This window comes from Arthrobacter sp. TRD_SC_6, from assembly GCF_055361185.1.
This window is the reverse complement of sequence record NZ_CM143953.1, coordinates 3,146,442-3,170,319: the sequence shown is the minus strand read 5'-3', so window position 1 is coordinate 3,170,319 and position 23,878 is coordinate 3,146,442. Positions and strand designations below refer to the sequence as shown.

Sequence of the window (23,878 nt, the reverse complement as noted above, 5' to 3'; positions counted from 1 at the left end):
CCCCATCGTGCGGATGCACAGGTTCGGCTTCGACGGGTCCCGGCGGTAGAATTGGCCGGTGCCCGTGTATCTCGATCACGCGGCGACCACGCCACTTTCGGCGCCCGCGCTCGCCGCACTCACCACCGAACTCAGCCGTAGCGGCAACCCCTCTTCGCTGCACGGCTCGGGTCGCCGCGCCCGCAGGGTGGTTGAGGACGCGAGGGAGGCTTTGGCCCGGGCGGCGGGAGCGCACCCTTCCGAAGTAATATTCACCTCAGGCGGAACCGAAGCCGACAACCTCGCCGTCAAGGGGCTCTTTTGGGCCCGGCGTGCCGCTGACCCCGGCCGCACGCGAATCCTGTGCAGCTCCATCGAGCACCACGCCGTCCAGGACGCCGTCGAGTGGCTGGCGCAGCACGAGGGGGCACAGGTCACCTGGCTGCCCGTAGACGGCGACGGCGTCCTGGACCTGGGCGCGCTGCGGCGGATTCTCGACGACGGCACCGACGACGTCGCGCTGCTCACAGTGATGTGGGCAAACAACGAAGTCGGGTCGCTGCAGCCCGTTGCCGAGATCACTGCAGCGGCCGCTGAATATGGCATTCCGGTGCACGCAGACGCCGTGCAGGCGTTCGGCTCTGTGCCCGTGTCCTTCGCGGATTCAGGTCTGGCAACCATGGCGGTCAGCGGCCACAAGCTAGGTGGACCGGTTGGCGTAGGAGCGCTCTTCGTGGGTCGCGCAGTGAAGCTGACTCCGGTCCAGCACGGCGGCGGGCAGGAACGCGACATCCGGTCCGGGACCCTGGACGCCGCGGGAATCGCAGCTTTCGCGGCCGCAGCAGACGACGCCGTCGCTCGCCTTCCTGGTGAAGCGGCGCGCATTGCAGGGCTCCGCGACCGCCTGATTGCCGGCGTCGCACGCGGCATTCCCACCGCGGTGCTGCGCGGTTCACGCACCACGCGGCTACCGGGGAACGCGCACTTCACCTTCCCGGGGTGTGAAGGGGACTCGCTGCTTTTCCTGCTTGACGTCGCCGGCGTTGAATCGTCCACGGGGTCGGCGTGCACGGCTGGCGTGCCCCGGCCCTCCCATGTGCTGCTGGCCATGGGGTTGAGCGAAAGCGAGGCCCGCGGCGCACAGCGGTTCAGCCTGGGGCATACATCCACGCAGGATGACGTTGACACATTGGTGGCCGTGCTCCCCGAGGCCTATGAGCGCGCACGCAAGGCCGGAATGTCGGCTCACGCTTCGTCCATCCAGACGGCGGGCACCGGCCTGTAGCCGGACTAACCGATGAGGAACAAGGAACTATGAAGGTACTCGCAGCAATGAGCGGCGGAGTTGACTCCGCCGTCGCGGCTGCCCGCGCCGTTGAGGCAGGGCACGACGTCGTCGGCGTCCATCTCGCGCTCTCACGCATGCCGGGGACCCTGCGCACCGGCAGCCGTGGTTGCTGCACCATCGAGGACAGCCGTGATGCGTGGCGGGCCTGCGACATCCTCGGGATCCCTTACTACGTGTGGGATTTCTCGGAGCGGTTCAAGGAAGACGTGGTGGATGACTTCATTGCGGAGTACGCGGCCGGCCGCACGCCCAACCCGTGCATGCGCTGCAACGAGCGGATCAAATTCGCGGCGCTGCTGGAAAAGGCACTGGCTCTCGGGTTCGATGCCGTCTGCACAGGGCACTACGCCAAGGTCATCGAGAACGTGGACGGGACGCGAGAGCTGCACCGCGCCGCGGACTGGGCCAAGGATCAGTCCTACGTGCTGGGCGTCCTGACTCACGAGCAGCTCAAGCACTCGATGTTTCCGCTTGCCGAAACGCCGTCGAAAGCCGAAGTCCGCGCGGAAGCGGAGCGGCGCGGTCTGTCGGTGGCGAATAAGCCGGACAGCCACGACATCTGCTTCATCCCCGACGGCGACACCCGCGGGTGGCTTGAGGAGCGCATCGAGCTGACCGAGGGGGACATCGTCGACGTGGATGGCGAGACTCTCGGTACCCACCCCGGCGCGAATGCCTTCACCGTGGGCCAGCGCAAAGGCCTCAAGCTCGGCCGCCCGGCACCCGACGGCAAGCCGCGGTTCGTGCTCGAGATCCGGCCGAAGGAAAATAAGGTTGTTGTCGGCCCGGAGCGCATGCTCGCCGTGGACCAGCTCCGAGGAATCAAAGTCTCCTGGGCCGGCCTGCCCATTCCCGCCGTCGAGAGCGGGGACGAGTTCGAGTGCATGGCGCAGGTCCGCGCGCACGGAGATCCGGTTGACGCACGCGCCTGGGTGGAGCACGACGACGACGGCCGCCAGTTACTGGTGGTTCGCTTGATTGAGCCGATGCGTGGTGTCGCTCCCGGCCAGACCGTGGTGATTTACCAGGGTTCCCGCGTGCTCGGTCAGGCCACGCTTGATTCCGCGCGCTCACTTGAGCGCCCGGATCTCGCACCCATGCGTTGAGGTTCGCCGCAACGGTCCATGCGCTGTCCACGACACAATGGAATGAGCGTCCGCGTACATCTGCTTAACTGGAACCATGACTGAAGAGACCAGGGATTTCGACCCCACCGCAAGCTCCCTGGTGGGTGAAGTTGATCCCGCCGTGATGAAGGAGCTGCTTGCAGTCCGCGGCAGCATCGACAATATTGACGCGACCCTGGTTTATCTTCTCGCCGAGCGTTTCAAGGCAACTCAGCGGGTGGGATACCTGAAGGCCGAGCACCAGCTGCCCCCGGCCGACCCTGCGCGTGAATCAGCGCAGATCGCCCGCCTGCGCGCCCTTGCCGGGGAAGCTCACCTCGATCCAGCCTTCGCCGAGAAGTTCCTCAACTTCATCATTTCCGAAGTAATCCGGCACCATCAGGACATTTCCCAGTCCCACTCTTCGCAGACGCCGCAGGATCCAACCCCCGATGCATAACATCAGTGGCGTAACGGTCACCGCCCTCGGCGACTGGCCCGGCGAGGATCCGCTGGAAGCGTTGCGGGTTATCCGTGGAGAACTCGGCGCCCCGAACCTGCCCTTCCTTCCCTCCCTTCCGCAGCGGGGATTGGGAAGCGACGACGTCGGCAGGACAGCGGCGCTGCTGGGCGGGCTTCCCGTTGATGTCCAACCCCACGGCTGGCGGCTCGTTGATCGTCCGGGCAAGGATCTCCGCCGTGCCGTATCGGCACTGTCCTCGGACCTCAACGCGCTTGCGGATGTTGCCGGTGCTGAAGCCTCGCCGGCGGCGGAGCTGAAAGTGCATTGCCGGGGCCCGCTGTCCATGGCAGCCAACCTTCACCTGCACAACGGGGAACGGGCATTACTCGACCATGGTGCACGCAGGGACCTGAGGGACGCGCTGGCGGATGGGGTGAGGACCCTGCTGCAACGGGCCGGAGCAGCCTGCCCCGGGGCGGGATTGGTGCTGCAGCTCGACGAACCCGAAATCACCGACATCCTGAGCGGTACTATTCCCACCTCAAGCGGCTACCGTACGCTGCGCTCCGTACCTGAGCACGAGGTCATCGAAGCCTGGACGACGCTCGCCGAGGCTGCGCGGGGAGTTGGTGCCGCCGTCGTGCTCGCCCTGCGCGACGTTGCGCCACTGCGTCTTCTTGTGCGGACACCGGGAGTCGATTTCGCTGTACCGGTGGCGGGCGCTGATCCAAAGTCATGGGAGACCATGGCAGAGCTAATCGAGGGTGGCCGGGAATTCTGGGCCGGCGTGGGGACGTCAGCCGTCGGTCCGCCGAAAGCGCAGGAAACGGCTGAGGCGCTGCTGCGTCCGTGGCGCGGGATAGGTCTGGCGGTTCCCTCGTTGAGCGGAATAAGGCTTACACCCGCTACCGGGCTTGCAGATCAGGGGCCCGACGCGGCGCGACAGTTGCTTGCCTACCTAAATCAGGGAGCCGACGCGCTCAACCAGGCCATCGCCGACGCCTGACCGGCTTCCTTCAGACTCGGCGCTCCCAGCGGGCGGGAATAGCCTCGTCGGGGACGCCGCCGTCGTAATCGACGAACCGGTAGGTGAACCAGCCCGCATACACCAGGACCGTGCCCAACTGCCGGTGTATCACGTTGCTCGAGATGCGGAAGCGGCCCTCGGCGTCATCCCACCACTGCTCCACATAAGCCTGGGCGCCGACGCGGTCGGGAATCGGCAGGCGGGCGGGGCCGAGGAACAAGCGGGTCCTGTCTGAAATCATCCGCAGGCGTCCCTCAGCGGTGACGGTGCAGGTCAGCGCGGTGGCTACCCGCCGGTGAACGCCGAGGTAATCCACCAGCCCGTTCGAGGCCCACGAGGTGGTGTCCTCGAAGACACGGGTGACGCTGCTGAAGCGCAGTTCCCGCCGGGCCGTAAGTGATGCCCTGCCGTATGGATCGCGGTGCGCCCAGTTGCGGATGGTGAAGGGGACGTCGTTTTCATGTTCGGGAAAGAACGTATTTTCATCCTTCAACGCGGCGAATACGGGTCTCAGGATGGGTGACGGGCTACCCGCAACCGAGAAAAGTCCCTCGCCCAGCCCGTAGGAGCCACTGTCCTGGTGAAGGCTGAAGTACTCCTGCAGTTCCGGCTGGAGGCGCCGGAATTGAGATCCGAGTGCCAACTGGTAGATCGATGACGTCATGGCCATCTCCTTTCTCCGAGCCAATCGAGGGCGATTCTGGCTGTGAAGCGTCCGTGGGCGCGCAGTAGCGGGCTGGAGGGAATATCAGGTTGCATCCCATAGTGGGTCATGTAGGCGGCAAGGATCGCGAGCCAGCTGTCGACGTCGTTTGGGTTGGCGCCCGCCGAGAGCGGCGAGTCGCGCAACCACGGTGCTGGATCGATCCCGCCGTGCCGCGCATACACCAGCAGCCCCACCCAATCGGCCCAGCTGGGCCCGTGCGCGAGGAAATTCCAGTCGCAGATCAACGCCTGGCTATCACTGCGGCGGATGATGATGTTGTCCGCGCGGAGATCATTGTGCAGGATCGCATCCCCCTGAAGCGCCGCGGCACTTGCGTTGCACAAGTCCTGAAGTTCCTCGAGCCTCGCGCCGGCCCAGGAGGGAAGGAAGTCCGGTAGTTCGACGCTGCCGCGCAGTCGGCCGAAGACAGAGCTCACCTCTGGTTCATCGGACAGCCCGGCGGACATCGGGCCTCCAGTGAGCTGGATGGGCAGCTTGGCCAACGCCCTCTGCACCAGCACCAGGCTGGTATGTATCTCCGTGAGATCCTCGGTCACCCACGGAGACCCGGGCATGTACCCGGCGATGGGCTCGAAGCAAAGCGCTTGCCACTCTTCATCGTCCAGCACGGTAAGCGCGGTGAGAAGCCGCGGAATTGGCAACTCGACCGGCAGGCCGCCGAGCACCTGCCGTTCCCTTGAGTAGGCGTCATAGATAAACGGGTCAGACTGCGGCGCCGCCTTCACGAACAGGCTGCGGCCCGACGATTCGATTACCGCCGCGAAACCGTGGGTGAAGCCGCCCCCGGCAGACCGAACCTCATGGACGGCACCTCCCAACTCAGTTTCCACAGCGGACCGCACCGCCGCTGGAAGCGCACTCCAGCTCTGGCGGCGGGCGGTGCGAGTGTAGTCGAATGGCTCGGGTTGCTCCGGCATGCCTACAGTCTGCCTGCTGCCTTCAACCGGATGTATAGGTCGGCCAGTTTGGAGGGGAGTTCATGCGGCGGCTCGTCGACTACTTCGGCGCCCAGTTGGTTCAGCCGCAACCGGATGGCCGCGCGGTCCAACAGTGCGCGCTCGGCGGCGGCCGCCCGGAAAGTCTCGGCCGCCGTCGTGCGCTCCCGGCGCAGTTCGTCAAGGCGCGGGTCGCGGACGGATGCCACCACCACCAGGTGCTGCGAGGAAAGTGACGGCAGGATCGGGAGAAGGCCCTCTTCCACTGCGCCGGAGTCCAGTGCGGTCAGGAGCACTACCAGCGAGCGATGGGAAGAGATTGAGCGCACCTGGGCGGGGATCTGTGAGAAGTCAGCTTCGATCAACTCGGAATCGAGAGGCGCCATTGCCTTGACCAGGGACCCAAGCAGGTTCCCCTTCGCCGCTGACTGCACCCGAGCGCGGGGCCTGCGGTCAAAGGCAAGGAAGTCCACGCGGTCACCGCCCCGTTCGGCGAGGACGGCAAGCAGCAGGGATGCTTCAATGCCTGTGTCCAGGCGTGGCTCATCATCGATGCGCGCAGCCGAAGTGCGGGATGTGTCCAACACGATGACGACCCTGCGGTCGCGTTCAGGCCTCCACGTCCGGACAACTGTGTCCCGGCGCCGTGCGGTGGCGCGCCAGTCTATGGACCGGACGTCGTCGCCGCGGACGTAGTCGCGCAGCGAGTCAAACTCGGTTCCGGCGCCGCGGATCTGCACTGCCGCCCGCCCGTCGAGCTCACGGAGCCTGCGCAGCTTGGATGGCAGGAGGCGCTTTGAATGGAATGGGGGGAGCACGCGGATGCTGCCCGGCGTCGCGATGGTCAGCTGCCGTGCCGCAAGTCCGAGCGGCCCTGCACTGCGGATCGTTACATGGTGCACCTGTAAGTCTCCGCGGCGGCTTGGGATAAGCGTTACCTGGACACGCCTGGCTTCACCCCTTGGCACGAGCAGGTCCTGCACCGGATTCTGCGCACCCGCGGACGGTTGCCAGCCCTCCCTCACCCAGCCGCGTAGCTTTCGTCCGGAGTGATTCCTCACCGTCAGTGAGCTCACACACTGCTCGGTCAACCGCACTGTTTCAGGTAGCGAACGCTCCACCCCGACCTTCCTGGGCGAAGCTGCAAGCAGCAGGTCCACGAGGGCTCCGGACACGAGCACGCCCAGCCACACCACTATGGACACAGCGCCCGGAAAGAGGATCACGGGAAGAACGCCAAGCAGCGCGAGAAGAACCAGTCGGGACGTGATGCTCATAGGAAGACTGCCGTCACCGGGGAACCGGGACGGTCGCGAGGATGTTGCCGAGAACGCTGTCTACGCTCACGCCGTCCATTTGAGCTTCCGGCCGGAGGGCCACGCGGTGGCGCAGGGCCGGAAGAGTGAGCGCCTTGACGTCGTCAGGGGTCACGAAGTCACGGCCAGCAAGCCATGCCCACGCGCGGGACGTGTTCAGCAGGGCGGTCGCGCCGCGGGGGGAGACACCGAGCTGGAACGACGGCGCTGTGCGGGTTGCGCGGACCACGTCCACGATGTACCCGATGACCTCAGGAGCAATGCTCACCTGCTGCACCGAATGCCGTGCCAGGGCGAGGTCCGCTTCTCCTGCGACCGCACGCACCCCTGCTTCGCGGAGGTTGCGTGGATCGAAGCCCGAGCTGTGCCGGCGGATGACCTCGATTTCGTCATCACGCTCAGGCAGCGGCAGCGTCAGCTTCAACAGGAACCGGTCCAGCTGGGCTTCAGGCAAAGGATAGGTGCCCTCATACTCCACCGGGTTCTGGGTGGCGGCCACGATGAACGGGCTGGGCAGTGGCCTGGTGACGCCGTCAACCGAGACCTGCCGCTCCTCCATCGCCTCAAGGAGGGATGCCTGGGTTTTCGGGGGAGTGCGGTTGATCTCGTCGGCAAGGAGGATGTTCGTGAAGACCGGGCCCTCACGGAAGGTGAACTCCCCTGTGCGGGACTCATAGATCAGGGAGCCGGTCACGTCACCGGGCATCAAATCGGGGGTGAACTGCACACGCTTGGTGTCGAGGCTGAGCGCCGCGGAAAGGGTACGCACCATGAGCGTCTTGGCGACGCCCGGTACACCTTCGAGGAGCACATGGCCCTTTGCCAGCAAGGCGATCAGCAGCCCGGTCACCGCGGCATCCTGCCCGACGACCGCCTTCGCCACTTCATCCCGAACCGCCACCAGGGCTCGGCGCGACTCGTCAGCACTGCCGCTGGGTTCAGCCGTAGCTTGCGCACCCGCGGCGGGCGGGTTCTGTCCGGGTGGGTAGGTGGGTGGGGCGGACTGTGCAGGGTGCTGCTGGTTCATGCGGGTCGGATCTCCTGTTCGAGGTCTTCCAGTTCCTGACTCCAGCGCACCAAATGGGCGTCAGAGCGTGGCGTGTAGGTATTCAGTAGTCGGTCAAGGTCGCTGAAATCGCGGCCCGTCTTCCGTGCGGCGGCGGCAACCACTTCGGCACGGGAGCCGGACGGGGAAACACGAAGGATGGCGGCAATGCGGCTCAGGGAACCGGCTCGTAGCGTGTCCGCAGCATGTTCCACTGCCTTCGCGTCCTGGTAGAGGCGGGCCCTCCCGGCTGCGGTCTCAGCCGAACGCACGACGACGGGCAGCGGCTCCGAGACAAGGGGTCCCAATCGGCGGGCTCGCCAGGCAATCGCGAGTAGCGCCGTGATCAGAAGCCACAACATCAGCGGGTCCACGAATGCAGGCAGCAGTGTCAGTGGGTCGGGCGCCGTCGCGATTGGGGTCAGATCTTCAGGTGTGGGCTGGTACCAGACGAGGGTGGGCGTGCTGCCCAGGGAACGGAGTGCAAGAGCGGCATTTCCATGCTCCTCGATGGTGCCATTGCTGAGGATAGCGCCGTTACCAAGCACCACAACGTCCCCGCCTGCAGCGGTGGCCAGCGTGCCGGCGGGTGCTGCTCCGCCGTCCTGGCGCCCAACAAAGCAGGTGACGTCTCCCCGGTAGGTCCTGCCACCCGCGGTGGTCTCGCCAGCTGCGGTGGCGTCCCCGTCGCTGCACTGCGCCTCAAGGGACCCCCCGGATGATGTTGGAACCAGGCCGGCAGCTCGGATACCGGGGGCCAACTCGGTGAGCATGGGCAGGCTTGGTTCAACCAGCACCAGACGGTCCGCTACGCCGGATCCCAGCCGCGCGAGCTGTTCGGCGCTGAGCCAGCCGTCCGGGTCATGAAGCAGGAGCGTGTCGCCGTCACCCCGAAGGGCTTCCTCCGCCTCGGCCAGGGAAGGTGCCTGAACCAACTCGACCCCCGAGCGCTTCAGCACCTCTGCGACGGCGCGTGCGCCCTCTGGTTCGGGATTGTCCGGTGCCAGAGCCCTGCGCTCGCCGGATCCGGCAGTAAGGACGCCGAAGATCACTGCCGCCAGCAGGAGTGTTCCGAGAATGAGCCACGGCCGCGCGCGAAGAAGGCGGCCGGTGACGGTCCGGCGAACGCTGCCGCCGTCTCCAACTATTTCTCCGGTCTTCCTCGCTTCGATGCGGTCCTCAGCGCCGGGAGGCACCGCCGTCGTTGCTGGCGTTGTTGTTGGTGATCCACTCATACCGGCGCCGTCCACTGTGCCGACGTACCCGAGCGTTGGGGTTGGGAGTGGGCCAGTTCCGAGTCCAGTTGCACCGCACGCTCGAAGTCCTGCGCCCCAGCGGGACGTGCACCGTAGTGGACCTCGTTGAAGCGCGTTGCCAACCAGGAGATGTCGGAAATGAGCGGGGAGAATGCTGCCTGCAGGCGGGCGGAGACCTCGCCGGCAGTGCGCCCAGGTAGCTCGTCGATCACCAACCGTTCCTCCGCTGCCCTGGTGATGGCGCGGAAACGCTCGGTGAGGGCGTCATCCCATTTTCCCTTCGCCGCTGCCGCGTCCGCAAGATCACGGTGCGCCTGGGCCGAAAGGCGCGCGTCCTGGTCGAACACGGAGGGCTCAGCCCGTTTCCGGCGGGCGTTGAGGCGGGGTCGAATCAACAGGACGGCCACAAGGATGATGACGACGGCGCCGGCTGCCAGCAGGATGGTTCCCAAACCGGCGTCGACGCTGCGAATCTGGCCGAGTACTTCTCCCAGCCAGTTGAGGATGGCGGTCCACACCCGCTCCAGCAAGGTTGGCTCTGCCTGTTGGTAGATTCCGTTGGCGAGCTCATCCTGGAGGAGTTGGCGCGCTTGCTCAGCGTCGGGTTCAACCGGTACTGTCCCGGGCAGGCTGGGGCCTTGCGGTACGTAGGGTCCTGAGCGCAGGCTTATCGCCTGCGTTGAAGGTAGCGCGGGAAGAGGCATGAATGATCAGGTTCCAGGGCCATCGACGTGCCGCTGTGAACCGGGATGGCCGAACTGGCTTCCAGGCTGTCCCTGTGGCTGATCGCCAAACTGGCCGAACTGACCCTTGAACTGGCTGGCAGACTGTCCCGGAATGGCCTGGGATTGCCCTGCGGCGCGGGCTTCGTTTTCACGCAGCAGTACGACGTCGAATCCTTCCCTCCGGATGCGCAGATCGACGTAGAGCAGGGCAGTCACTCCGGCCTGGAAGGCGAAGCCGATTGCGGTGAAAACCGCGACGATTGCCTGGGTGATCAGCAGGATTGGAATGGATTCGAGCATCGCGGACTCCGCGGAGGTTGCCGACGTGGAGAAGGATCCGAGCCCGAACGCGATAAACGAAAGAGGGGCGGTGACAACCTGGGTGATGATTGAGACGATGATCGCGGTCAGGATGAGAATCCCGAAGGTGCGCCACCAGTTGGCCGTGGTGAGCGTCCAGGAACGGCGAAGCGCCGTGATGGGCCCTACGCCCTCCAGCATCAGAACCGCAGGTGCCATCACCCATTTGATGTTGAGCCAGATGGCGGCAGCGACTGCTGCGAGTGTGCCAAGAATGATGATTGCTATGGAGCCTTCTTCAAGGGCGAGCGCCAGGCCCACGAAGATGACTACCAGAATGGTGATCGAGACGGTCCAGAGCAGCAACAGCAGCCCGCCGAGGCCGAGGAGCGGAAGGATACGGCGACCGGCGAGCTTCCACATGGTTCCGAAGCCGGTGCGTTCGTCGAGGACCGCACGGGCGATGGGAATGATCAGCACGCCTTGAAGGATCAGGACACCGACGGATGTGAGCAGGACCAGCACCGATGTGACCGAGAGGATCGACGAGACGGTGCCCGTGATCTCGCCAATCGACGCAGTGTTGGGGGTCAGGCTGGCCAGCGATCCGACCAGCCCGATGGTTAGCAGGACGGTGATGACGGCAACGATCACCTGAAAAAGGATTGCTGTTCCGAAGGTAGCAAGCGGATTACGGCGGCACGCCTGGAAAGCGCCGTCGAGTATCTCGCCCAGGCCCAGCGGCCTCAGGGGAATGATGCCGGGCTTCGGGGGCGCCTGATAACCCGGAAACCTTCCGGGGGGAGTGGCTGGCCAACCCTGACCCTGGAAGCCGGGTTGCGATGGCCATGGCTGGTTCTGGCCCCATTGTGGCTGAGGAGGCGGGTTCTGACCCCACTGTGGTTGCTGGGGAGGGGGATTTCCGGAAGGAGCCTCCCAAGGCCGTTCCCCGGGTGTCCCGCCCGGTACATTCCCGCTCATGATTTCCCCTTACGCGCGATTCTGAACTGCAGTACTACGAGTGTGTCCGAACCTCTGGGAAGCAACGCGCGGTTTCGACGGCACGCACTGCCGACCCCCAACGTTGGTTCACCGAATGAACCTCTACACCTGACTATAGTTACCGGCCCTGACGTTTTGGTGCCGGGCGCCGCCGGAATGCGGTAAACCGTGCTGCGTGGCAACACGAACCATTGTCCCGGCTCCGAATCCGTCCGCAATCGTCCTCTAGGATGACAAAGGTCCGCCGGCTGGGGCTAATAGCTGGGGCTTCGGCGCGCGCCGAAGCGACATCGATGGGGCAATGGGAGATTATGTAGTCATGAAGGCACGCATTCTGGTCATAGACGACGACGAAGCACTGGCTGAGATGATTGGCATAGTCCTCCGCAATGATGGTTTCGATCCTGTGTTCTGCGCAGACGGGGCACAGGCGCTTGAGATTTTCAGGAGTTCCAAACCCGACCTTGTGCTTCTGGACCTGATGCTTCCCGGTGTGGACGGCATCGAGGTGTGCCGCCAGATCCGCAACGAGTCCGACCTCCCGATCGTCATGCTCACGGCCAAGTCCGACACGTCCGACGTCGTTCGCGGCCTTGAGTCAGGGGCCGACGACTACGTGCCGAAGCCTTTCAAACCGGCGGAATTGGTGGCCCGTGTCCGGGCGAGGCTGCGGCCAGGGGACCAGAAAACTCCCGAAACGCTGAAGATCGGTGAGGTCAGCATCGATGTTGCCGGGCACGCGGTGACGCGCGCCAGCGAGCGTATCTCACTCACCCCGCTGGAATTCGACCTGCTGGTGGCACTTGCACGCAAACCCTGGCAGGTCTTCACGCGTGAGTTGTTGCTTGAGCAGGTGTGGGGTTACCGGCACGCAGCAGACACCCGGCTCGTTAATGTCCATGTGCAACGGCTGAGGTCGAAGATCGAACGCGATCCAGAGGCCCCCGAGATTGTGCTTACCGTTCGAGGCGTTGGATATAAGGCAGGACAAGCGTAAGTTGAAGCGGCATGTGAGCCAGGCTCTCCGCTCTGCGGCAGCGGTTGCAGAGCGGGCCTGGCGGTGGATTCGCTCCATCCTGGCAATGGTTTCGCGGCGCTGGCGCCGGTCATTGCTGTTCCGTACCGTGACCTCCACCCTTGTGCTCTCCGCCGTCGCGCTCATTGCTGTTGGCGCGTTCCTCTCCAACCAGATCGCCAACGGGCTCTACCAGGAACGGCTGGAACAGTTTCAGGCTGAAGCAAGTGCAGGGCTTAGTGAGGTCAAGCAGATTTTCGCCCAAACGTCTGCCGACGACCGCGAGTCAACGCGACAACTGGTCGATGACACCCTTCCGAGCCTGGAGGGGGGCGGCGCCGATGCTCCAAGACAATTCATGCTCGCAAGAGTGCCCGAACAGGACACCGATTACTACGTGACGCCTTTTGCCAGCAATAGCCTAGTGGAGTCCTCGGCTATCCCGACTGACCTCGTGGACGCTGTCCGCAGAGACCAGGATCTCTACTGGGCACCCACCACCCTTGAAGTGGCTGCGTCAGGCGTCGCGTACAAGGTTCCCGGTATTGCGTTCGGTACCCAGGTGACCCTCCCCCCCGACCAAACCAAGTACTCCCTGTATCTGCTCTACGATCTCTCGTCGATGCAGGCCACGCTCGACTACATTCACGGGGTCATCTGGATCGGTGGAACGCTGCTGCTGCTGACCATCGGTGCGATCGTCTGGTTGGTCACGCGAAGCATTGTTGGCCCTGTCAGCCACGCAGCACTTGTCTCCGAGAAACTTGCTGCCGGCCAGCTGCAGGAACGCATGGAGACGCAGGGAGAAGATGAGGTCGCTAGGCTCGGCGCGTCCTTCAATCACATGGCTGCCAGTCTCCAGGACCAGATCACCCAACTCGCCGAGTTGTCTCAGATGCAGCAGCGTTTTGTTTCCGACGTCTCACACGAACTGAGGACCCCGTTGACTACCGTGCGCATGGCGGCCGAGGTGCTGCATGATGCGCGCACAGACTTTGATCCGGTCAACCGCCGTTCGGCTGAGATTCTGTACAACCAGGTGGAACGGTTCCAGTCGCTGCTTGCGGACCTGCTGGAAATTTCCCGGTTCGACGCCGGCGCTGCGGTGCTGGATGCGGAGCCGACCGACATCTTCCAGCTGGTCAATCACGTCATCGACGGAGCTCAACCGCTGGCTGAGAACCTCAAGTCGGAAATCACAGTCATCTCCAACGAGACGAACTGCGTTGTCGATGTGGATCCACGTCGCATCGACCGGATTCTGCGTAATTTGGTCCTCAACGCACTTGAACATGGCGAGGGAAGGCCGATCAGTATCTACGTTGCCTCCAGTCCCGACGCAGTGGCGGTTGCAGTCCGCGATTACGGAATAGGCATGACCGCCCTCGACGCTGCCCGCGTATTTGACCGCTTCTGGAGGGCTGACCCTGCGCGTGCCCGAACCACCGGAGGCAGCGGCCTTGGATTGTCCATTGCAACCGAGGACGCCCGTCTTCACGGCGCCTGGCTGCAGGCGTGGGGTTCACCGGGAGAAGGTTCCTGCTTTCGTCTCACGCTTCCAAAGCGCCGAGAGGCGATGCTGAAAGTCTCGCCGCTTCCGCTGCCACCGCGCCAGGACGCGCTCCCTCCCAGACCAGGACCCACTGCCGCGTCTACAGATCCGGACGCCGTGCCGACACTGCACGGGACGGTCGGCGGTGATTCCTGGTGAACCTGCTTCGCGGTGCGCGTTGGGGGATTGTCTGGCTTTTTGTGGTGTTGCTCTCCGCTTGTTCTTCGATCCCCACCGCGGGGCCCGTGTCCACGATCAGCGCCGTGGCAGAGCCCCAGCCCACGAGGGGGGGCTTCGTGAACAATCCCCTGTCACCGCCGGAAGGAGGTTCGCCAACCGCCATCCTCCAGGGCTTCCTTTCTGCTGGGTTGGGGGTTTCTGACAACTACAGCGTCGCGCGGCAGCACCTGACACCGGAGCTGGGTCAGACGTGGCAGCCCGAGGAAAGAATCACCGTCTACCGGTCGGACTGGGTCATCGGTTCCACCCCCGCGGAGGATGAGCTCCAGCTCCAATTCCAAGTAGCCGCCTACATCGATGCCGCCGGAATAAGGCGTGACGTGGCGCCTGGCACCACTGAATCGCTGACAGTGCGCATGGAAAAAGTCGGAGACGAGTGGCGGGTGGCGGAAATACCCGACGGGATCCTGATATCCACCGCGGACGCCACAAACCTTCTTGAGTCCAAGGCTTTGTATTTCTACAACAACAGTGCTGAGTACTTTGTGCCGGACATCCGCTGGTTCGTCAACCGGCAGGGCATCGTGACCAACATAGTGGAGGCTCTCATCGACGGGCCTGCTCCCTACCTCCAGGGTGCGGTAATCAGCGCGTTCCCGGAAAATACCGCACTGGCCGTTGAATCAGTCCCGATTGAATCGGGTACTGCGACCGTCGATCTTACCGAGGAAGTTCTGAACAGTGCCGATGATCTCCAGCGAATCAAGATGGAGCAACAGCTGAGAGTCACGCTTCTTCAGCAGAATGACGTCAATTCGGTGGACCTGCGGGCAGGCACGCTCTCCCTGGCTGACGGAAACACCGAGTTGACCGCGCTCAAGGACCCACAGGTGGGTAATGAGCAGGTGGTTATCGCGGAGAGTGAGCTAGCAATTCTCGAGGGCGGCCAGCTTGGCCCCCTCCCGGATGTGCCCTCGATTGCAGAGCTCGAACCGGTTGACCCCGCGATCTCCTATGACAGCCAGAACTTCGCCTTCCTCAGCGCTGATCGAACCACCCTGTACTCAACCGGCGCCGGGCAGGCCGTCAGGACGGTGCTGGCCGGGACCAACCTGACCACGCCAAGCTACGATCCGGCCAACTGGATCTGGACCGCAGGTTCCGCCGCCGGGGTTTCCACCATCCGGGCTGTCCCTCCGGGCGGCGGTGCCGAGGAAGCCGTAGAGGTGTTGGCTCCCTGGCTGGGAAACCGGGTGATCACTGAAGTCAGAGTCTCCAGGGACGGGGCCAGGGTGCTGATCGTGGCTCAGCAATCAGGGGGGAGTCAACTCCTCCTCGCCGGCGTCAGCCGTAGCGAGGATGGAGTTCCACAGTCTCTCAGCGAACCGATCGCGCTTGATGTGACCGGAAGAGTAGACACAGCAAAATGGGTCACCGAAACGAGTGTTCTCGTTGCTGACACGTCCTCCAAAGCGCCGGCTGCGGCTTATTTGATTTCATTTGGACAAGAACCGGTCGAGTTGCAGCCACCCACCGGCGAGACGCCGCAAATCATCGAGTACCTGAGCGCAGGTAACGGACGCACCGAAATTTTTGCACAAAGCGGCAGTACTATCTGGCAGTTGGTCGGGACTGCCTGGACCAGTCAGAAGGTCGAAGCGAAGTATCCGGCGTTCCCAGGCTGAGATATCCACAGGAAGCCTCCGCCCCCAACAGTTGGCCGCGGTGCTCTGGCACCGTTGAAGGATGCACTTGGATTGGCTGTGGCGAAAGCTTGATGAAGCGCGCCTGCTGCGGGCCTGCTCCGCGGTCAGCGGAGGAGTAAGGGAGTGCTGGTCACTCGTTTTCCCAACGGAGTGCGTCGTCTGCGAGGAACCGGATACTTCCCTGTGCTTTCCGTGCCTGGCGGCACTAAGAGGCGCAACCGTTCGGCCTTTCCACGCAGAGGCGTCGGCTGAAGGGCTGCCCGTGGCGGAACAGCGTGTGCCCGCCGACCTGTGCGACGGGGGAAGCTTCGTGCCGCTCCCGGTGATAGCCGCCGGCGTCTACGCCAAAGCGCTTGCCGCGGCGCTCCTGGCTTTCAAGAACCACGGGCACACAGATGTCCAGCGACCGCTGCAGGCTGCGCTTGCCGGCGCCCTCCACAACGCCGCGGCTACGCTGCGCACGCCACATGCCGCCGTCGTACTTGTTCCCGTTCCTCCCAAAGGTTCGTCAGTCCGGCGGCGCGGCTACGATCCCGTGTCCCTGCTTTTGGGCGGACTGGAGCGGCGTGGAGAACTGCCGCGGGGCGCCGTCGTCGTTCCAGCGGTCCGTCACATCCGGGTGCTCGCGCTGCCTAAGGCGTTCGGATCCGGTTCTGCGCAGAAAGGCCTCGGACGACGACGACGGAAGTCCAACGTTGCCGGGAGCATGGTTGCGGTACCGGCCTACAGCGAGCTGATGCGCGGCCGCACCTGCCTCATCGTCGACGACGTTCTCACCACCGGCGCGACCATCGCTGAGACCGCCAGGGTGCTCCGCGGGGCTGGTGCCTACGTGGCCGGCGCTGTGGTTATCGCTGCGACCTCAGCTCCCGGTCGTCAGGAATCTGACAGGTGACTCCCAGCAAACCCACCGAAAAAAAGCCACCACTGGGGGTGTATTCAAACATTGGGTGAACTAACGTGAAGTATGGGTATCGCAACGAAGACAGTTACCCATCGACAGCGGCTGGAAGGAGAATTTCCTCGGCCGCTGTTGTGTCACCTAAGCGATTTTGGAGGGCACTATGGAATTCATGATCAATGGCCGGAACCTCGCAGTATCTGACCGCTTCCGGGAGTACACGGAAGAGAAGATCGACAAAATCGAACAGCTCGGGGACAAGGTCCAGAGGGTCGACGCAAAAGTTACCAAAGAGCCCCACGCACGGCAGGCGGACAGCGCGCTCACGGTAGAGCTGACGGTGCTCGGCAGAGGGCCGGTGATTCGGGCAGAGGCGACGGCTGCTGACAAGTTCGCGGCATTCGACCTGGCATACAGCAAACTCCTTGAAAGGCTGCGCAGGGCGAGGGACCGGCGCAAAGTACACCACGGCCGGCATACTCCCGTCGCGGTGAGAGAGGCGACCGCCACCCTGGAACCAGCCAGCACCAGCCAGCCAATCTACGCTGAATCCCCCGACCACACGGGCCAGGGCCAGGGTGATGGTTCGGCGGAACAGACCGGCTATGAAATCGAGAACGATGTCCCCGCCGGCGATTCGCCCGTGCTGATTCGCCGGAAAGTGTTCTCCGGTAGCCCAATGAGCCTCGATGACGCCGTGGACAACATGGAACTGGTAGGCCACGCCTTCTATCTTTTCGTCGATTCGCAAACCGGGGCACCTTCGGTGGTCTACCGACGCCAGGGGTGGACCTACGGAGTCATCACCCTCGACTCCAAGTGCGCGGATGGCCCCGAGGATCCCCACGAGGAACTCGTCGCCTACCGGTCGCGTGAATCGGCCTCCGCGTAAGCTCCCGCAGAACAGGCACCTATGATCAAGCAATGAGCACAACCCTGACTCTTCCGCAGGCCCGGCGCATCGCGCTGGAGGCTCAGGGGCTGGCAAGGACACGGCCTACCAAAACCGCAGGAATGCGTGAGGTGGGCCGTACCCTTGAGCGCATCCAGCTCCTGCAGATCGACTCAGTGAACGTGCTCGCCCGCAGTCACTACCTGCCATTGTTCGCCCGGCTCGGGAATTACGACCGATCCCTCCTTGACCGTTCGGCTGGCGAGGCGCCGCGTCGCATGGTGGAGTACTGGGCCCATGAGGCAAGCTTCATCAGGCCCGCGCTGTTTCCCTACCTGGCTGCTACCCAAAGCAGGAAATGGGCTAGCGCCGTCTCCCTCCCGGGTGAGGTGCGGGACTCGTTGAGCGGGCAAATCCTCAACCTGCTCGCCGGTTCCCGTCCGCTCACGGCTGCGCAGGTGCAGGACCGGATCGGCCACGATGAAGAACGCACCAAGGATCAGTGGGGATGGAACTGGTCCTCGGTCAAGCGAGTCCTCGAGGATCTGTTCCAGCAGGGCCTCGTGTCGTCGGCTGGGCGTACATCCCAGTTCGAGCGCCGCTACGCACTCACACGGAAAGTGGTGCCGGATCCGGCCCACGCACGGCTCGAGATGCCTTTGGAAGACGCCTACCTGCACCTCGTGGAGCGGGCTGCTGAAGCGCTTGGCGTAGGAACAATCCGGTGCATCGCGGACTATTTCAGGATTCCGATCAAAGCTGCCGCTGCGGCAGTTCACACCCTTGTGCAACGTGGGGTGGTAATGCCGGTGGTTATAACGGGGTGGGCCCAACCAGCCTACCGATTCGCGGGTTCAGTACTCCCTCGGGAGGCAACCAGCCGGGCCCTGCTGAGTCCGTTCGACTCCATGGTCTTTGAGCGCAGACGGTTGGAGGCACTGTTCGGCTTCCGCTACCGACTTGAGATTTACACCCCTGCTGAGAAGCGACAGTACGGTTACTACGTGCTTCCGTTTCTGCTGCGTGACCGTATGGTGGCGAGGGTTGACTTGAAAGCGGACCGAGCGCAGGGCCGGCTTTTGGTCCGGGCAGCACACGGCGAACCGGGCAGGCCCATGGACACCACCGAGGAACTGGCTGCGGAGTTGGAACTCATGGCCGAGTGGCTTGGTCTGGGCGAAATAAGCGTCGCACCGCTCGGCGATCTGGCGGAGGAATTAGCGGCCTGGCTCGCCCGAAACAGCAGCAGGGAACTAAATCGGGGGACAGCACGTCTCTCACGTAGACTAAACACGCCGGAAAGCGGCGTACCTAGATTGGGAGCAAATACCAGTGCCATCACTTCTTGAACGAGTCCTTCGTACCGGCGATAAGAAGACACTGAAGCAACTCCGAAACTACGCTGACGCGATCAACGTTCTCGAGGACGAGTTCCGCGCCCTCAGCGACGAGGAGTTGCGCGGAGAAACCGACAAGCTCAAGCAGCGCTACCAGGACGGCGAGACTCTCGAAGCCCTGTTGCCCGAGGCCTTCGCAGCAGTCCGTGAGGCAGCAAGCCGCACGCTCGGTCTTCGCCACTTCGACGTCCAGCTCATGGGAGGCGCTGCCCTGCACCTCGGCAACATCGCCGAAATGAAGACCGGCGAAGGAAAGACTCTCGTTGCAACGGCCCCTGCCTACCTCAACGCGCTGACAGGAAAAGGCGTGCACGTCGTCACCACCAACGATTACCTCGCTGAATACCAATCGGACCTCATGGGCAGGGTCTTCCGCTTTCTCGGGATGAGCTGCGGCTGCATCCTGTCCAAACAGGACCCCGCGACCCGCCGTGAGCAGTACTCGGCCGACATCACTTACGGCACCAATAACGAGTTCGGGTTCGACTACCTGCGCGACAACATGGCGTGGAGCGCTGCCGAGCTGGTACAGCGCGGCCACAACTACGCGATTGTCGACGAAGTTGACTCGATCCTTATCGATGAAGCCCGTACACCGCTCATCATCTCGGGCCAGGCTTCCGGCGACGTAAACCGCTGGTACACCGAATTCTCCAAAGTTGTCACCCGCCTCGTCCGGGACGCTGATTATGAGGTGGACGAGAAGAAGCGGACGGTCGGTGTCCTCGAAGCAGGCATCGAGAAGGTCGAGGATTACCTCGGCATCCAGAACCTTTATGAATCCGCCAACACACCCCTGATTGGTTTCCTAAACAACGCCATCAAGGCGAAGGAACTCTTCAAGCGGGATAAGGATTACGTGGTCCTCAACGGCGAAGTGATGATCGTCGATGAGCACACTGGCCGTATCCTCGCCGGGCGCCGCTACAACGAGGGCATGCACCAGGCGATCGAGGCCAAGGAAGGCGTCGAAATCAAGGCGGAGAATCAGACACTCGCCACTGTGACGCTGCAGAACTACTTCCGTCTCTACGAGAAGCTTTCCGGCATGACGGGTACGGCTGAGACCGAAGCCGCTGAGTTCATGGGCACGTACAAGCTGGGTGTGGTGCCCATTCCAACCAACCGGCCAATGGTTCGCGCGGACCGTTCGGACCTCATTTACAAGAACGAGGTTGCCAAGTTTGAGGCAGTCGTCAAGGATATTGCGGAGCGGCATGAGAAGGGCCAACCGGTGCTGGTTGGAACCACGTCCGTAGAGAAGAGCGAGTACCTGTCGAAGCAGCTCGCCAAGGCGGGCATCAGGCATGAGGTTCTTAACGCAAAGAACCACGCCCGCGAAGCCGCGATCGTAGCGCAGGCTGGACGGAAAGGCGCGGTGACGGTTGCCACCAACATGGCCGGCCGTGGTACGGACATCATGCTTGGCGGAAACGCTGAGTTCAATGCGGTCACTGCCATGGAGAAGAAGGGCCTCCACCCTGCGGAGAATCCCGACGAGTATGAGGCTGAGTGGCCGAATGCCCTCGCTGCGGCGAAGCAGGACGTTGAGTCAGAGCAGGAAGAGGTCCGGGAGACCGGTGGCCTGTACGTGCTCGGTACAGAGCGCCACGAGTCGCGTCGCATCGACAACCAGTTGCGTGGACGGTCGGGTCGCCAGGGAGACCCTGGAGCTTCGCGTTTCTACCTGTCACTTACTGATGACCTGATGCGCCTGTTCAATTCCGGCGCTGCGGAACGCATCATGAACAGTTCGACGATGCCCGATGATGTTGCGCTCGAATCCAAGATGGTTTCCAAGGCCATCGAGAACGCTCAGGGGCAGGTTGAGGGCCGCAACGCCGAGCAACGCAAGAATGTCCTGAAGTACGACGACGTCCTGAACCGCCAGCGCGAAGCGATCTACAGCGACCGCCGCCGGATTCTTGAGGGAGATGACCTGCACGAGAAGGTTTCACATTTCCTTGAGGACGTAGTTACAGCGATGGTTGACGAGGCTACAGTGCAGGGCCACGGAGATGACTGGGACTACGAGCAACTCTGGACCAACCTCCGGACCCTTTACCCGATCAGCCTGACTATCGACGAGGTAGTGGAGGAAGCAGGCGGCAGGTCCAAGGTGACCAGGGACTTCCTGCACGCGGAAATTCTGTCCGACGCGAAAGTCGCTTACCAGCAACGGGAAGAAGCCCTTGGCGAGAAGTCCATGCGTGAACTTGAGCGGCGCGTGGTTCTCTCGGTGATCGGACGCAAGTGGCAGGAACACCTCTACGAGATGGACTACCTGAAGGAAGGTATCGGGCTGCGTGCCATGGCCCAACGCGACCCTCTGGTCGAGTACCAGCGCGAAGGCTTCATCCTGTTCCAGGCGATGATGGAAGCCATCCGCGAGGAGAGCATCGGGTACATCTTCAATCTTGAGGTTGAGGTGACTCCCGCCCAGCAAACCGGACTTCCGGGTGTAGCGGACGGTCGCGGACTCATCAGCACGCCATCTATCAAGGCTGCAGGCCTCGAAGCGCCAGAGCGCCCCGCCAGCCTGAACTACACGGCACCAAACGCGCAGGGAGAAGTCGAGACGAGGGTCGAGCGCCAGCGCCCGACTGCTGAGAACGGCAAGGACAGCGGCACTGAGCAGCGGTCCAACTCTAAGCGTCGTCGGAAGTGACCCTTTCCGCCTGAGATATTCAACCGAGCGCCTCAGTGGTAGGTCAGTGGCGCAGGCCACCGTCAGCCGATTTGGAGTTCGGTGACGCACCACTGACCCCGCCATCTTTCGATTCGAAGCGCTATTGCCCGTGCACGCTGCTGCTCGGCAGCAACCACGGATGCTTCGAAGACGGAGTCGGTGATCGCGCAGATCCGCACCGTCCGGATCATGACATTGCGGTGTAGCCGCGTTGAGGTAGCGGAAGCGGCACTTCGGCGCCCAGCTTCACTGGCCTGCTCAACGCTGCGGACCAGGTTTGCCCGGAGCTGCAGGCGTTCGTAGCTGCGGGCGTCAAGCAGCCTGGCCATCTGCTGAAGGGGCCTCGTCCCGCCGAGTACTTCGAGGGCGCCACGTGCAGCCTTGCGCGCTACAGCCTCCAGCTCACCCGGTACTTCCGGTTCCGGGGTCGGGGCGGGGTAGTTGCGTGCTTTCAGCGAGATCACCTGGGCATCCTCGCGCTGCACCACATGCCTGCGCTGTAGTGGCATCGGTGATCCGCTGACTGCTGCGAGAGAATTCAGGGCGTTAGTAGGAGCCCACTCGGCAACTGCATTCATATCCATAGCTCGCTTCCTTAAAGTCCAGCGGGCGCGGTGAGAACCTGCCCCGGTCGGAGTAGATCGGGATTGTTACCGATCAGTTGCTTGTTTGCCTCAAACCATCGTGGCCAGGCCTCCGCTATCGCTGCATCAGTAGCCTCATGGCCCATTTGCTTCGCCGCGATAATCCACAGGGAGTCGCCTGGCTGCACTACCACTTCACGAGCGCCCGTTGCGGGGGATTGGGTTGCTCGGTCCGCTTTGATCAGCAGGCTTCCTCCGGCGGGAGATGGGGCTGGCTGCCATTGCGGCTTTGGGACAGCGCTTACGTCCTGTGCTGTCCAGAGCGGGGTGAGTTGTGCCGATGCCGACTGTTCTCCCGCCAGAACCCGCACAGATTGGGTACCTGGTCCTGATTCCGTAGACGCGTTCGCTACCGGCACGGCGAGCAGATTGATGCTGAGCAGCGCAGTGGCGAAGCGACGCATGAAGGCCGGGGAAAGTTTTCGGGCATGCTCTGCCCCTGATTCCATCCCGCAGCGGGCCAGCAATTCGGCGGCAATGGCAAGCAGGAAGGTTAGAACCCACCAACCCACGACGGCGATGCCAAGCACGCTTACAGCCAAACCGATCAGTTGTTCGAGAGTGAGGGAGCCGGAGCCCGCGTCTAAACTGCCCGCCAGTTCACTCCCGGCCGCCCAAAGGACTCCGCCCAGGCAAAGCACGATCGCCGCCAACAAGACTTCCATCCCGTGCTGCCTCATCGTTCCCCGTTCCATGCATTTGATGCAGTTTGGTGTTGTTTGCGTCGTTTACAGTCACTTGTCTACACGTGAACGAAGTGAATGTCCATTCTTGACCGGGTGAAAGCCGGACCATACGCTGGCCAGATGCGATGGAATGCCCTATTCGACGATCTGGAAGCCCAGCTTTACGCCTCAGAAAGGGCGGCAGAGGACGCCGACGTCGCTGATCGCGTAAGGCTCGAGCAGTCGCAGATCAGCCTCGTTGACAGGCTGCGTGGGCAGGCAGGGTTGGTGCTCCGGGTCCGGGTGGTAGGTGGCACAACGCATGAGGGCACGTTGACCCATGTCGGGTCCGAATGGATCGTCTTGGTCGGGACCGCCGGGGAAACCCTCATCCCCGTCGGCGCAATTCTGGTCGTGGAAGGCCTGGGCCGCAGCGTGGCGATCGAACGGTCCCGGGTTCAGGCTGCTCTTGGATTGGCGTCCGCCCTGCGCACGCTTGCACGGGACCGGGCACCAGTGTCGCTGCATGGCGTGGACGGCGGACGTATCGACGGCACCATCGACCGGGTCGGCAAGGACTTCATCGAAGTGGCCGCCGTACTTCCGGGAGAGCCGCGGCGGTCAGCGAACGTTGGTGCCGTCTATGCGGTGGCCTTTGGCGGAATAGCGGCAGTCGCTTCCAGGAACTAGCAGGTCAACCCGCAGGCCGGGCCTAATTGGGCAAAGTAAAGGGGCGGCGCGTGTGATGCGCCGCCCCTAACTGAGACTCAGACTTCCTGCTCGGCGTGTACTCCGTCTTTTACGCTTGCGGCCGTCTTTTGGTAGGCGCGGGAAATGTAGTCCTCCAGGACTTGAGTCTCCACGCGCCACTGGCCGCGGCCGCCCACCTGAATGGCCGGTAGTTCGCCTGAGCGCACCAGTGCATACGTCTGTGACGAGGATATGTTGAGGACTTCCCCCACATCAGCCAGCGTCATGAATCGTTTCGTTGCCACGAAAGCCGCCTTT

The 23,878-nt window shown here is 63.3% G+C and carries 22 protein-coding genes; 12 read left to right on the top strand and 10 right to left on the bottom strand.

Annotation, left to right across the window (positions count from 1 at the left end):
• Positions 1-58 precede the first annotated feature (58 nt).
• From ACWA1U_RS15020 to ACWA1U_RS15005, 4 genes are all read left to right on the top strand, one after another.
• The gene (locus ACWA1U_RS15020) at positions 59-1,264 is read left to right on the top strand and encodes a cysteine desulfurase family protein (protein ID WP_463722957.1); all 1,206 of its coding nucleotides are present in this window, start codon (positions 59-61) and stop codon (positions 1,262-1,264) included.
• A gap of 29 nt (positions 1,265-1,293) precedes the next feature.
• Positions 1,294-2,433: a tRNA 2-thiouridine(34) synthase MnmA gene (mnmA, locus tag ACWA1U_RS15015; protein ID WP_463722956.1), complete on the top strand. Its 1,140-nt coding sequence runs from the start codon at positions 1,294-1,296 to the stop codon at positions 2,431-2,433.
• 76 nt (positions 2,434-2,509) lie between these two features.
• Complete coding sequence (locus tag ACWA1U_RS15010) at positions 2,510-2,893, top strand: chorismate mutase (RefSeq protein ID WP_463722955.1); 384 nt, start codon at positions 2,510-2,512, stop codon at positions 2,891-2,893.
• Positions 2,886-3,902, top strand: coding sequence for a uroporphyrinogen decarboxylase/cobalamine-independent methonine synthase family protein (locus tag ACWA1U_RS15005; protein WP_463722954.1), 1,017 nt, complete (start codon positions 2,886-2,888; stop codon positions 3,900-3,902). The genes ACWA1U_RS15010 and ACWA1U_RS15005 overlap by 8 nt, the downstream gene beginning before the upstream one ends.
• Positions 3,903-3,912: 10 nt before the next feature.
• Here ACWA1U_RS15005 and ACWA1U_RS15000 read toward each other — a convergent pair whose 3' ends face one another.
• From ACWA1U_RS15000 to ACWA1U_RS14970, 7 genes are read right to left on the bottom strand one after another with little or no spacing between them, the layout of a single operon-like run.
• Complete coding sequence (locus tag ACWA1U_RS15000; RefSeq protein WP_463722953.1) at positions 3,913-4,587, bottom strand: DUF4166 domain-containing protein; 675 nt, start codon at positions 4,585-4,587, stop codon at positions 3,913-3,915.
• A complete protein-coding gene (locus ACWA1U_RS14995; protein ID WP_463722952.1) occupies positions 4,584-5,567 on the bottom strand; it encodes a phosphotransferase family protein in 984 nt (327 codons plus the stop codon). Before ACWA1U_RS14995 ends, ACWA1U_RS15000 begins: the two co-directional genes overlap by 4 nt.
• A gap of 2 nt (positions 5,568-5,569) precedes the next feature.
• The gene (locus ACWA1U_RS14990) at positions 5,570-6,862 is read right to left on the bottom strand and encodes a DUF58 domain-containing protein (RefSeq protein ID WP_463722951.1); all 1,293 of its coding nucleotides are present in this window, start codon (positions 6,860-6,862) and stop codon (positions 5,570-5,572) included.
• 13 nt (positions 6,863-6,875) lie between these two features.
• Entirely contained in the window at positions 6,876-7,928 is a 1,053-nt protein-coding gene (locus tag ACWA1U_RS14985; protein WP_463722950.1) for an AAA family ATPase, read from the bottom strand.
• Positions 7,925-9,181 (bottom strand): DUF4350 domain-containing protein, encoded by a 1,257-nt coding sequence (locus ACWA1U_RS14980; protein ID WP_463722949.1) that lies wholly within the window; start codon positions 9,179-9,181, stop codon positions 7,925-7,927. Before ACWA1U_RS14980 ends, ACWA1U_RS14985 begins: the two co-directional genes overlap by 4 nt.
• Positions 9,178-9,906 carry a DUF4129 domain-containing protein gene (locus ACWA1U_RS14975; RefSeq protein WP_463722948.1) on the bottom strand — a complete coding sequence of 243 codons (729 nt, stop codon included), beginning with the start codon at positions 9,904-9,906 and terminating at the stop codon, positions 9,178-9,180. Before ACWA1U_RS14975 ends, ACWA1U_RS14980 begins: the two co-directional genes overlap by 4 nt.
• A 6-nt stretch (positions 9,907-9,912) precedes the next feature.
• Positions 9,913-11,208, bottom strand: coding sequence for a DUF7847 domain-containing protein (locus tag ACWA1U_RS14970; RefSeq protein ID WP_463722947.1), 1,296 nt, complete (start codon positions 11,206-11,208; stop codon positions 9,913-9,915).
• 340 nt (positions 11,209-11,548) lie between these two features.
• Here ACWA1U_RS14970 and mtrA point away from each other — a divergent pair, with 340 nt between their 5' ends.
• The 7 genes from mtrA to secA all read left to right on the top strand — a co-directional run bounded on the left by mtrA (position 11,549) and on the right by secA (position 21,540).
• A complete protein-coding gene (gene mtrA / locus ACWA1U_RS14965) occupies positions 11,549-12,226 on the top strand; it encodes an MtrAB system response regulator MtrA (protein ID WP_463722946.1) in 678 nt (225 codons plus the stop codon).
• Positions 12,227-12,311: 85 nt separating this feature from the next.
• Positions 12,312-13,955: an MtrAB system histidine kinase MtrB gene (mtrB, locus tag ACWA1U_RS14960; protein ID WP_463725061.1), complete on the top strand. Its 1,644-nt coding sequence runs from the start codon at positions 12,312-12,314 to the stop codon at positions 13,953-13,955.
• A gap of 137 nt (positions 13,956-14,092) precedes the next feature.
• A complete protein-coding gene (locus tag ACWA1U_RS14955; protein ID WP_463722945.1) occupies positions 14,093-15,661 on the top strand; it encodes an LpqB family beta-propeller domain-containing protein in 1,569 nt (522 codons plus the stop codon).
• A 283-nt stretch (positions 15,662-15,944) separates the two neighbouring features.
• A complete protein-coding gene (locus tag ACWA1U_RS14950; protein WP_463722944.1) occupies positions 15,945-16,577 on the top strand; it encodes a ComF family protein in 633 nt (210 codons plus the stop codon).
• Positions 16,578-16,746: 169 nt separating this feature from the next.
• Positions 16,747-17,475 carry a ribosome hibernation-promoting factor, HPF/YfiA family gene (hpf, locus tag ACWA1U_RS14945; RefSeq protein ID WP_463722943.1) on the top strand — a complete coding sequence of 243 codons (729 nt, stop codon included), beginning with the start codon at positions 16,747-16,749 and terminating at the stop codon, positions 17,473-17,475.
• Between the two features lie 32 nt (positions 17,476-17,507).
• A complete protein-coding gene (locus ACWA1U_RS14940; RefSeq protein WP_463722942.1) occupies positions 17,508-18,824 on the top strand; it encodes a winged helix-turn-helix domain-containing protein in 1,317 nt (438 codons plus the stop codon).
• Positions 18,808-21,540: a preprotein translocase subunit SecA gene (secA, locus tag ACWA1U_RS14935; RefSeq protein ID WP_463722941.1), complete on the top strand. Its 2,733-nt coding sequence runs from the start codon at positions 18,808-18,810 to the stop codon at positions 21,538-21,540. The genes ACWA1U_RS14940 and secA overlap by 17 nt, the downstream gene beginning before the upstream one ends.
• 62 nt (positions 21,541-21,602) lie before the next feature.
• Here secA and ACWA1U_RS14930 read toward each other — a convergent pair whose 3' ends face one another.
• Entirely contained in the window at positions 21,603-22,145 is a 543-nt protein-coding gene (locus ACWA1U_RS14930; RefSeq protein WP_463722940.1) for an Rv3235 family protein, read from the bottom strand.
• Between the two features lie 11 nt (positions 22,146-22,156).
• On the bottom strand, positions 22,157-22,870 hold the full coding sequence (locus ACWA1U_RS14925) for a LysM peptidoglycan-binding domain-containing protein (RefSeq protein ID WP_463722939.1): 714 nt from the start codon (positions 22,868-22,870) through the stop codon (positions 22,157-22,159).
• A gap of 96 nt (positions 22,871-22,966) precedes the next feature.
• On the opposite strand from ACWA1U_RS14925, the gene ACWA1U_RS14920 reads away from it, so the two are divergent.
• Positions 22,967-23,560, top strand: coding sequence for a hypothetical protein (locus ACWA1U_RS14920; RefSeq protein ID WP_463722938.1), 594 nt, complete (start codon positions 22,967-22,969; stop codon positions 23,558-23,560).
• 77 nt (positions 23,561-23,637) lie between these two features.
• Here ACWA1U_RS14920 and ACWA1U_RS14915 read toward each other — a convergent pair whose 3' ends face one another.
• Positions 23,638-23,865, bottom strand: coding sequence for a helix-turn-helix domain-containing protein (locus tag ACWA1U_RS14915; RefSeq protein ID WP_463722937.1), 228 nt, complete (start codon positions 23,863-23,865; stop codon positions 23,638-23,640).
• Positions 23,866-23,878: the final 13 nt, after the last annotated feature.

Excerpts from the sequence above, each read along its gene's own strand:
- ACWA1U_RS15000 (WP_463722953.1), bottom strand. The coding sequence starts at position 4,587 with ATGACGTCATCGATCTACCAGTTGGCACTCGGATCTCAATTCCGGCGC.
- mtrB (WP_463725061.1), top strand. The coding sequence starts at position 12,312 with ATGGTTTCGCGGCGCTGGCGCCGGTCATTGCTGTTCCGTACCGTGACC.
- ACWA1U_RS14990 (WP_463722951.1), bottom strand. The coding sequence starts at position 6,862 with ATGAGCATCACGTCCCGACTGGTTCTTCTCGCGCTGCTTGGCGTTCTT.
- ACWA1U_RS14930 (WP_463722940.1), bottom strand. The coding sequence starts at position 22,145 with ATGGATATGAATGCAGTTGCCGAGTGGGCTCCTACTAACGCCCTGAAT.
- ACWA1U_RS14985 (WP_463722950.1), bottom strand. The coding sequence starts at position 7,928 with ATGAACCAGCAGCACCCTGCACAGTCCGCCCCACCCACCTACCCACCC.
- ACWA1U_RS14940 (WP_463722942.1), top strand. The coding sequence starts at position 17,508 with ATGAGCACAACCCTGACTCTTCCGCAGGCCCGGCGCATCGCGCTGGAG.
- ACWA1U_RS15005 (WP_463722954.1), top strand. The coding sequence starts at position 2,886 with ATGCATAACATCAGTGGCGTAACGGTCACCGCCCTCGGCGACTGGCCC.
- ACWA1U_RS14925 (WP_463722939.1), bottom strand. The coding sequence starts at position 22,870 with ATGGAAGTCTTGTTGGCGGCGATCGTGCTTTGCCTGGGCGGAGTCCTT.
- ACWA1U_RS15010 (WP_463722955.1), top strand. The coding sequence starts at position 2,510 with ATGACTGAAGAGACCAGGGATTTCGACCCCACCGCAAGCTCCCTGGTG.
- mtrA (WP_463722946.1), top strand. The coding sequence starts at position 11,549 with ATGAAGGCACGCATTCTGGTCATAGACGACGACGAAGCACTGGCTGAG.
- ACWA1U_RS14975 (WP_463722948.1), bottom strand. The coding sequence starts at position 9,906 with ATGCCTCTTCCCGCGCTACCTTCAACGCAGGCGATAAGCCTGCGCTCA.
- mnmA (WP_463722956.1), top strand. The coding sequence starts at position 1,294 with ATGAAGGTACTCGCAGCAATGAGCGGCGGAGTTGACTCCGCCGTCGCG.
- ACWA1U_RS14995 (WP_463722952.1), bottom strand. The coding sequence starts at position 5,567 with ATGCCGGAGCAACCCGAGCCATTCGACTACACTCGCACCGCCCGCCGC.
- hpf (WP_463722943.1), top strand. The coding sequence starts at position 16,747 with ATGGAATTCATGATCAATGGCCGGAACCTCGCAGTATCTGACCGCTTC.
- ACWA1U_RS14980 (WP_463722949.1), bottom strand. The coding sequence starts at position 9,181 with ATGAGTGGATCACCAACAACAACGCCAGCAACGACGGCGGTGCCTCCC.
- ACWA1U_RS14970 (WP_463722947.1), bottom strand. The coding sequence starts at position 11,208 with ATGAGCGGGAATGTACCGGGCGGGACACCCGGGGAACGGCCTTGGGAG.
- ACWA1U_RS14920 (WP_463722938.1), top strand. The coding sequence starts at position 22,967 with ATGTCCATTCTTGACCGGGTGAAAGCCGGACCATACGCTGGCCAGATG.